This is a genomic window from Streptomyces sp. NH27, from assembly GCF_056859195.1.
The window spans coordinates 1-7,365 of the sequence record NZ_JACEGK010000399.1; the positions used below are offsets into that span (position 1 = coordinate 1).

At 73.4% G+C, this 7,365-nt stretch carries 7 protein-coding genes and 5 tRNA genes; 7 read left to right on the forward strand and 5 right to left on the reverse strand.

Annotation, left to right across the window (positions count from 1 at the left end):
• Nucleotides 1-373 precede the first annotated feature (373 nt).
• Nucleotides 374-850, reverse strand: a complete 477-nt coding sequence (locus AC13HU_RS27130; protein WP_483044582.1) for a hypothetical protein — start codon at nt 848-850, stop codon at nt 374-376.
• Nucleotides 851-1,072: 222 nt separating this feature from the next.
• Here AC13HU_RS27130 and AC13HU_RS27135 point away from each other — a divergent pair, with 222 nt between their 5' ends.
• Nucleotides 1,073-1,573: a DsbA family protein gene (locus AC13HU_RS27135; RefSeq protein ID WP_483044583.1), complete on the forward strand. Its 501-nt coding sequence runs from the start codon at nt 1,073-1,075 to the stop codon at nt 1,571-1,573.
• Nucleotides 1,574-1,730: 157 nt separating this feature from the next.
• Here AC13HU_RS27135 and AC13HU_RS27140 read toward each other — a convergent pair whose 3' ends face one another.
• The 3 genes from AC13HU_RS27140 to AC13HU_RS27150 are packed head-to-tail and all read right to left on the reverse strand — an operon-like array spanning nt 1,731 to nt 4,641.
• Nucleotides 1,731-2,567: a GNAT family N-acetyltransferase gene (locus tag AC13HU_RS27140; RefSeq protein WP_483044584.1), complete on the reverse strand. Its 837-nt coding sequence runs from the start codon at nt 2,565-2,567 to the stop codon at nt 1,731-1,733.
• 11 nt (nt 2,568-2,578) lie between these two features.
• Nucleotides 2,579-3,400, reverse strand: coding sequence for an aminotransferase class IV (locus AC13HU_RS27145; protein ID WP_483044585.1), 822 nt, complete (start codon nt 3,398-3,400; stop codon nt 2,579-2,581).
• Nucleotides 3,397-4,641, reverse strand: coding sequence for a chorismate-binding protein (locus tag AC13HU_RS27150; protein ID WP_483044586.1), 1,245 nt, complete (start codon nt 4,639-4,641; stop codon nt 3,397-3,399). The genes AC13HU_RS27145 and AC13HU_RS27150 overlap by 4 nt, the downstream gene beginning before the upstream one ends.
• 224 nt (nt 4,642-4,865) lie before the next feature.
• On the opposite strand from AC13HU_RS27150, the gene AC13HU_RS27155 reads away from it, so the two are divergent.
• The 5 genes from AC13HU_RS27155 to AC13HU_RS27175 all read left to right on the forward strand — a co-directional run bounded on the left by AC13HU_RS27155 (nt 4,866) and on the right by AC13HU_RS27175 (nt 5,368).
• A tRNA-Gly gene (locus AC13HU_RS27155) sits at nt 4,866-4,938 on the forward strand.
• A gap of 35 nt (nt 4,939-4,973) precedes the next feature.
• Nucleotides 4,974-5,047 (forward strand) — tRNA-Cys (locus AC13HU_RS27160).
• Nucleotide 5,048: 1 nt separating this feature from the next.
• Nucleotides 5,049-5,120 (forward strand) — tRNA-Val (locus AC13HU_RS27165).
• Between the two features lie 43 nt (nt 5,121-5,163).
• Nucleotides 5,164-5,235 (forward strand) — tRNA-Val (locus tag AC13HU_RS27170).
• A gap of 61 nt (nt 5,236-5,296) precedes the next feature.
• Nucleotides 5,297-5,368, forward strand: a tRNA-Val gene (locus tag AC13HU_RS27175).
• Between the two features lie 481 nt (nt 5,369-5,849).
• Here the strand turns inward: AC13HU_RS27175 and AC13HU_RS27180 are convergent.
• Nucleotides 5,850-6,125 (reverse strand): hypothetical protein, encoded by a 276-nt coding sequence (locus AC13HU_RS27180; protein ID WP_483044587.1) that lies wholly within the window; start codon nt 6,123-6,125, stop codon nt 5,850-5,852.
• Between the two features lie 269 nt (nt 6,126-6,394).
• Between AC13HU_RS27180 and AC13HU_RS27185 the strand changes: the two genes are divergently transcribed.
• On the forward strand, nt 6,395-7,365 hold a 971-nt coding region (locus tag AC13HU_RS27185; protein WP_483044588.1), incomplete at its 3' end, for a serine/threonine-protein kinase.

The window sequence follows — 7,365 nt, forward strand, 5'->3', positions numbered from 1 at the left end:
GGGGTGGACAGGTTGGCCTGGTGCAACCGGTCGAACCGGTCGAACCGGTGGCGCTGGAAGCACCGGACACGGCGGCGCGGGCGGCAGTGCCGCGCGCACCGGCACGGCGGGCAGTACGGGCACGGGCCTGACGGCGAGCAGAAGCGGTCGCTCACAACCGACGGCGGGGAGGGTGATGAGGGCAGCGAGGGCGGAAGCGGGCAGTTCGGCACGGTCCGGCCGCGAAGGGGCGATGACGTCCCCGGGGGTGGGCAGCACACCGCGATGATCGCGCAGCGCCGCACCCCGCGTCGCCCAACACGCGGACTTTACAAGGGTGTTTACCTGCGTCTCGGATGCCGGGACCGACTTGCGCGGACGGCCCCGGATGAGCTCAGATCCCGCGCCGCTTCAAGATCTCCTCGATGTCCGCGAAGTCCGACAGGCCACCGTCCGCGGATCCTCGGGAGCGCCGCTTGCCCGCGCTGAGCGCCGGGACGGGCTCGGCTGCGGGACCGGAGGCGCCGGCCACGGCAGCGGGCCCGGCCGGGGCGCCGGAGGAGTCGGCGCCGCCGCGCCGTTGCCGGCGGCCCGAGACCAGCCGTGTGATGCCGAAGAGCACCGCGGAGCAAGCGATGACGCCGAAGCCGAGCCACACCGTCGGCTTGAAGACGAGGTCGACGGCCCAGTCGCCGGTGGCGGTGCCGACCTTGCGGCCGAGGGTGACCAGGCCGGCCAGCGCCAGGCCGACCGGCAGCAGCGAGACCGCGGCGATCCGGGTCGCGGCCAGGAATCTGCGGCGGTAGGCGGTCACGATCGCGATGGCCAGGCCGCCCGCGGACAGGGCGGCGCACAGCGTATCGGTCAGCATCCGGCGGCTCCTGCGGCTGCGGGTCGGCCCGGGGGTCCGGCCGGGCCCCGCGAGAGTGGTCTCCCCCATCCTGCCTCGCCCAGGCCCCCTGCGGCCACGATGAGGCGGCCGGTTCCGCGGATCTGGGGGGCAAATCCGGGTGCCTCCTCCGTGAGCGGTAGGTCGTGGGGGGGAGGCGGAGCCCGGCGCGCGGCCCTCCGGAGCGGTGGGAGACTGAACGGTATGACCGACATCCCCTCCCCCGCCGTGCTCGACGTCTGGTGCGAGTTGCAGTGCCCGGACTGCCACACCGCGCTCGCCGACCTGCGGGCGCTGCGCGAGCGGTACGGCGCCGCGCTCGACATCCGGTTCCGGCACTTCCCGCTGGCCAAGCACCAGCACGCGCAGGCGGCGGCGCAGGCGTACGAGGAGGCGCACGCGCAGGGGAAGGGCCAGCCGTACGCGGAGGCGGTGCTCGCGCGGACGGAGGAACTGGCCCACCGCGGCGAGCCGGTGCTGGTCGAGACGGCGGCCGAACTGGGCCTGGACGCCGAGGAAGTGGACACCGCGCTGATCGACGGCCGGCATCTGCTGGTGGTGGACGCCGACGTCGCCGAGGGCAAGGCGATCGGCGTGACCGGCACACCTACCTACGTGATCGGCGACGAACTGCTCGACGGTTCCAAGACCCAGGAGGGGCTGCGCGAGCGGATCGAGGAGATCGCGGACCGCCTGCTGGCCTGAACAGCGGCCGGGCGGACATCCCGCGCGGTCCCCCGGCGGCCACGGCGCGCGGCCCCCGTGCGGTTGCCCAACTCCCCGGCGGCGGGCCCGTTTTCGTAGCCGACGGTGACGCCCGCGCGGGCCCTCCAGCGGCAACAGCTCCCGCGCCCCGCCCCCCTTACAGGAGGGGCTTGCTGAAGTGGTGGTCGGTCGGGCGGTAGCCGAGGGATTCGTAGAGGCGGACCGCGGTGGCGTTCGCAGCGAAGACGTTCAGCCCGAGCGAGGAGGCGCCGGCGTCGCGGGTGAGGTCCTCCGCCACGTGCATGAGGGCGCGGCCGTAGCCGTGGCCGCGGTGCTCCTGGGCGACCTCGACGGAGGCGACCCACGACGGGTCGGCGAGCCGTATCCAGGCGAGGTGGCCGGCGGGAGCGCCGTCCACTTCGAGGACGAGGATCGTGGTGCCGGGGGTGGCCAGGCCGTCGGGGAAGGCGCGGTCGAAGCCGGCGGTCTCCGCTGTCTCCGCCTGCTCGCGCGGGATGCCCGAGCCGGTGAGGGCGGCGAGGTAGCCGTCGCGTTCGTATGCGCGCCAGCCGCCGTACTCGTCCTCGCGCATCGGGCGCAGGGCGGTGCCGGGCGGCAGCGTGTGGTGGCCGCCGGCCGGCGGTTCGGGCAGCGCGAGCAGCATGCCGCGATTGCGCTCGGTGTAGCCGAGCGCCGCGGCCATCCGCAGGGCGTACGGCATGTCGGCGCCGACCGTGGTCTCCACCCGGGCGCAGCCCCACTGCCGCAGCACCTCCTCGGCGGCGAGCGCGGCGACGGTGCCGCGGCCGCGGTGCCGGTCGGGCTCGTCGATCGTCAGCGCGTTGATCCGGCCGACGGTCGGTCCGTAGCGCCGGTCGGTGCCGATCGCGATGGCGCCGACGGGGCGGCTGTTGACGCACACGGTATAGGCGGCGGAGCGGGTTCCGTCGTCCTCGGTGCGCACCGGCCGGGCCGGGCGCAGGGTGGTGGTCACAGCGGGCGCTCCTACGGGTTGGGGTCGGCGGCGGCGCGCTCGGCGAAGACCCGCATCGCCTTGGTGGTGACCGGCCCGGGCGCACCGGACAGCGTACGGTCGTCGACGCGGTGCACGGCCTGGACGTCGCGCAGGGTGGAGGTCAGGAACACCTCGTCGGCCTCCGCGAGGGCGCCGAGCGGCAGTTCGGCCTCCTCCGCGCCGGTCCACTCCGCGACGAGCGCGCGGGTGATGCCGGCCAGGCAGCCCGACTCCAGCGGCGGGGTGAGCAGTTGGCCGCCGATCACCACGAACACGTTGGAGCCGGTGCCCTCGCACAACTGCCCCTGGGTGTTGGCGAACAGCGCCTCGGAGGCGCCGGCGGCGTGCGCACGGGCCAGGGCGACCACGTTCTCCCCGTAGGAGGTGGTCTTCAGGCCGGTCAGCGCGCCCTTCTCGTTGCGGGTCCAGGGCACGGTGACCGTGGCGGTGGTGTCGGGGCGGGGGCTCGCGGTGCCGAGGGCGATCACGAGGGTGGGGCCGGCGTCGCCGCGGTCGGAGCCGAGCGGGGACGGGCCGCCTGTGTAGGTGACGCGCAGCCGGCCGAGCGGCATCGGGTTGGCGGCGAGCACCGCCTCGCAGGCGCGGGCCACCTCGTCGAGGTCGGGCTCGGGCAGGCCGAGGCCGCGCGCGGAGCGGGCCAGCCGGTGCAGGTGCCGGGTGGTCGCGAAGACCCGGCCGTGCTCGGCCTTGAGGGTCTCGAAGACACCGTCGCCGACCGTCAGGCCGTGGTCGAGCACGGACACCGTGGCGTCGGCCGCGTCCCGCAGCCCGCCATCCACCCAGATCCTCACCGTACTGTCCTTTCACCGCCGCGCGCGGCGCCCGAGCCGGGTGCCGCCCCTTCGTGCCCTACCTGCTTTTCGTACCCCTCGCGCTCGGCCGGCGCTTCGCGCTGCCCGGGGTACTCCTTCGACGCTACCGCCAGTAGCCGCGCGGCCTTCAATTCGGTCTCGGCCCACTCGCCGTGCGGGTCGGAGCCCCAGGTGATCCCGGCGCCGGCACCGAAGCGCAGCACGGGGCCGCCCGGCAGGCTCCGGTCGATCCAGAACGTGCGGATGCCGACGGCGAGTTCGGCGGTGCGCCGGTCGGCGTCGACCCAGCCGATCGCACCGCAGTACGGGCCGCGCGGGGCGGTCTCCAACTCGGCGATGATCCGCAGCGCGCTGGACTTGGGGGCGCCGGTGACCGAGCCGGGCGGGAACGCGGCGGCGAACAGCTCCGGCCAGCCGGCGCCGGGCCGCAGTTCGCCACGGACGGTGGAGACCAGGTGCACCAGGCCGGGGTGCGGCTCGACCGCGCACAGGGCGGGCACGGTGACCGTGCCGGTGGCGCAGATCCGGCCGAGGTCGTTGCGCACCAGGTCGACGATCATCACGTTCTCCGCATGGTCCTTGCTGAGGAATTCCGCGGCGGTGCGGGCGGTGCCCTTGATGGGGCCGGACTCGACGGTGGAGCCGCGGCGGCGCAGGAACAGCTCGGGGGACGCGGTGGCGATCTCGACGCCGTGCGCGGGCAGCCGGATCGTGCCGGCGTACGGGGCGGGGTTGCCGTGTGCGAGGACGGCGCCGAGGGCGTCGATGTCGCCGTACGCGGAGGCGGCGGCGCCCGCATCCGAGCCGGCGCCGGGGGCGGAACCGGGGCCGACGTCAAGGCGGGTGGGCAGCGGCGCGGTCAGCACCCGGCAGAGGTTGACCTGGTAGACCTCGCCGGTCGCGATCCTGGCCCGGATCTCGCGTACGCCTTCCTCGTATGCCGCCTGGTCCATCGAGGAGGTCCAGGCGCGCGGGTCGGGGCCGCGCCAGCCGACGTCCGCGGCGACGGTGGCCGGGGTGGCACCGGGCGGCGGCGCGGGTCGGGGCTCGTGCCGCACGTCGCCGAACCGGGCGCAGACCGTACGGCCGTCGAAGTCCGCCGCGACCGCCCAGAAGCCCGCGGAGTCCAGCGCGGCCACGTCGTCGGTGACATCGCGGAGGTCGGAGGCGACGAGCGGGCCGAAACGGGCTGTCGGGGGCAGGGCGGAAGGGTCGCGCACGGGGTTTCCTGGTGGTCGGGCGGAGTACCGGGGACGGGCCGGACCGCGCAGGTGAGCGGGCTGCTGGGCAAGGTGCCGAACGGGCCGTTGGCCGGCGGCGGCCGGCAGCTTCGCCGTCAGCAGCTTGTCATTGGCCCGGCACGCTGCGGAAACCGGGTTTTGAGCTGGACCGGGAATCCGCTAGAGTTCAACTCGTCGCCGAGCAGTCTACGGTGGCGGCACCTGCGGACGTGGCTCAGTTGGTAGAGCATCACCTTGCCAAGGTGAGGGTCGCGAGTTCGAATCTCGTCGTCCGCTCGATGTGGGGGATCATCCCGAACCCCTGCTGTGTTGGTGGAGTGGCCGAGAGGCGAGGCAACGGCCTGCAAAGCCGTCTACACGGGTTCAAATCCCGTCTCCACCTCCAAGGACGATTAGCTCAGCGGGAGAGCGCTTCCCTGACACGGAAGAGGTCACTGGTTCAATCCCAGTATCGTCCACTGGCCCCCGACCGGGGCCTTTGCTGCACCTAGCTGGACCCCCGCGCGATTAGCTCAGCGGGAGAGCGCGTCCCTGACACGGAAGAGGTCACTGGTTCAATCCCAGTATCGCGCACGCGTCATCGGCACCATCTGTATCACCAGCACCACCGCAGCAGTCTGTGCAGCACCATCCCGGACGATTAGCTCAGCGGGAGAGCGCTTCCCTGACACGGAAGAGGTCACTGGTTCAATCCCAGTATCGTCCACATTCGGCGAGGGCCGGAGACGGAGACGTCTCCGGCCCTTTCGCGTGGGTCCATGCGGCCCGGAAACAGCGCTGTGCCCGGGTATCGGCTGATACCCGGGCAACCGCTGCCGTCCGCCCTACCCCCGTCCCCACGGGGTTGAGACCGGTGATCCCCGACCCGGACCGCTCTTCCGGGCCTGGTGCGTGGTGTGACGCCCCAACGGGCCGATCACGGACGACGTCTGTGCGACCCCGCCGCGGGTGCGGCGGTGGTCGAGTCCTTGTTGTTCACGTGTAGGGCGGCGGACGCTTGACCTCGGGGGACGAGCACATCGCCCGCCGCTTGACCTCAAATCTATGGGCCGACAATGCCCAGGTCGTCATGCCTCCGGACCCCTTTCCGGCCTCCCGGAGGATGACGTCCTATCCGTCGCATACTCCCCAGGGTGGACGTCGGCCGTGCACGTCTCAGGGGTGTCCCGGAGACCGTCCATAACTGATCAGGGCGCCGGCGGCCGGACGGACGCGGTCGGGGGCACGGTGGACCCGGGGGCCGGGTCCTCGCGGGGAACGGGGTGCTCGACCAGGGCGAGCACGCGGGTGGCCATGAAACGGGCGGTGCGCACCGAGGTGCCACTACGGGTGACCTCGCTCACCTCCACCACTCCGCGGCGCACCGCGGTCTCGACCCTGCGGCCGGCGCGGGTCGCGGTCACCTCATAGGTGCGGGTGGTATCACCCGCGTCGACGACTATCTCCACACGATCACCTTTCACGGCGTCACTCCCCCTTGGTGGACTGCCCGTTGGCGACTTCACGGGGGTGCCGCGACCGGCCGCCCGACCGCATCGCCCGGTCGGAGTCCGCCACTCGCGTCATCTCCCGTACTTTCAGAATGCCACCAGGCACTGACAATTCACGGCCCGTCGCCTGCGAGGCATCAACGCGCAGCGGGACTTGAGTACGTAAGCTGTGGGCGGCCGACCGGCCAGCGACGCGGAGTGGGGCCCTCTCCCCCACCACCGGAGGTAGGGGACGGACAGACATGGCGATGATGCGGCTCCGGCGCGAGGACCCGCGGGTCGTCGGCTCGTTCCGGCTGCATCGGCGGCTGGGCGCGGGCGGCATGGGTGTGGTGTACCTGGGCGCGGACAAGCGCGGGCAGCGGGTGGCGCTGAAGGTGATCAGGCCGGAGCTGGCCGAGGACCAGGAGTTCCGGTCCCGGTTCGCCCGTGAGGTGTCGGCGGCCCGGCGGATCAGGGGCGGCTGCACCGCCCGGCTGGTCGCCGCGGACCTGGAGGCCGAACGGCCGTGGTTCGCCACGCAGTACGTCCCCGGGCCGTCGCTCCACGACAAGGTCGCCGAGGTCGGCATCCTGCCGGCCGCCGAGGTCGCCGCGATCGGGGCGGCGCTGGCGGAGGGGCTGGTGGCCGTCCACGAAGCCGGCGTCGTACACCGCGACCTCAAACCGTCGAACATCCTGCTGTCGCCCAAGGGTCCGCGCATCATCGACTTCGGGATCGCCTGGGCGACCGGGGCGAGCACGCTCACCCACGTGGGGACGGCAGTCGGCTCGCCCGGGTTCCTCGCGCCCGAGCAGGTGCGGGGCGCGGCGGTCACGCCGGCCACGGACGTGTTCGCGTTCGGGGCGACGCTGGCGTACGCGGCGACCGCGGACTCGCCGTTCGGGCAGGGCAGTTCCGAGGTGATGCTCTACCGGGTGGTGCACGAGGAGCCCGATCTCGTCGGGGTGCCGGACGCGCTTGCTCCGCTGGTGTACGCGTGTCTCGCGAAGGACCCGGAGGAGCGGCCCTCCACCGTGCAGCTCTCCGAGCGGCTGGCGGAGATCGCGACGCGGGAGGCGCGGGGGCTGGCGACGGTCCGGCCGCCGCGGCCGGAGCGGCCCACCGGGCGGCGCGCCGAGGAGTACGCGCAGCAGCGCACGGAGCGGGGCGCGGCCGTGTCCAACGGGGGCCGGACGGCAGCGGGTTCGACCGGGGTCGGGGCGACCGAGCG

Excerpts from the sequence above, each read along its gene's own strand:
- AC13HU_RS27130 (WP_483044582.1), bottom strand. The coding sequence starts at position 850 with ATGCTGACCGATACGCTGTGCGCCGCCCTGTCCGCGGGCGGCCTGGCC.
- AC13HU_RS27135 (WP_483044583.1), top strand. The coding sequence starts at position 1,073 with ATGACCGACATCCCCTCCCCCGCCGTGCTCGACGTCTGGTGCGAGTTG.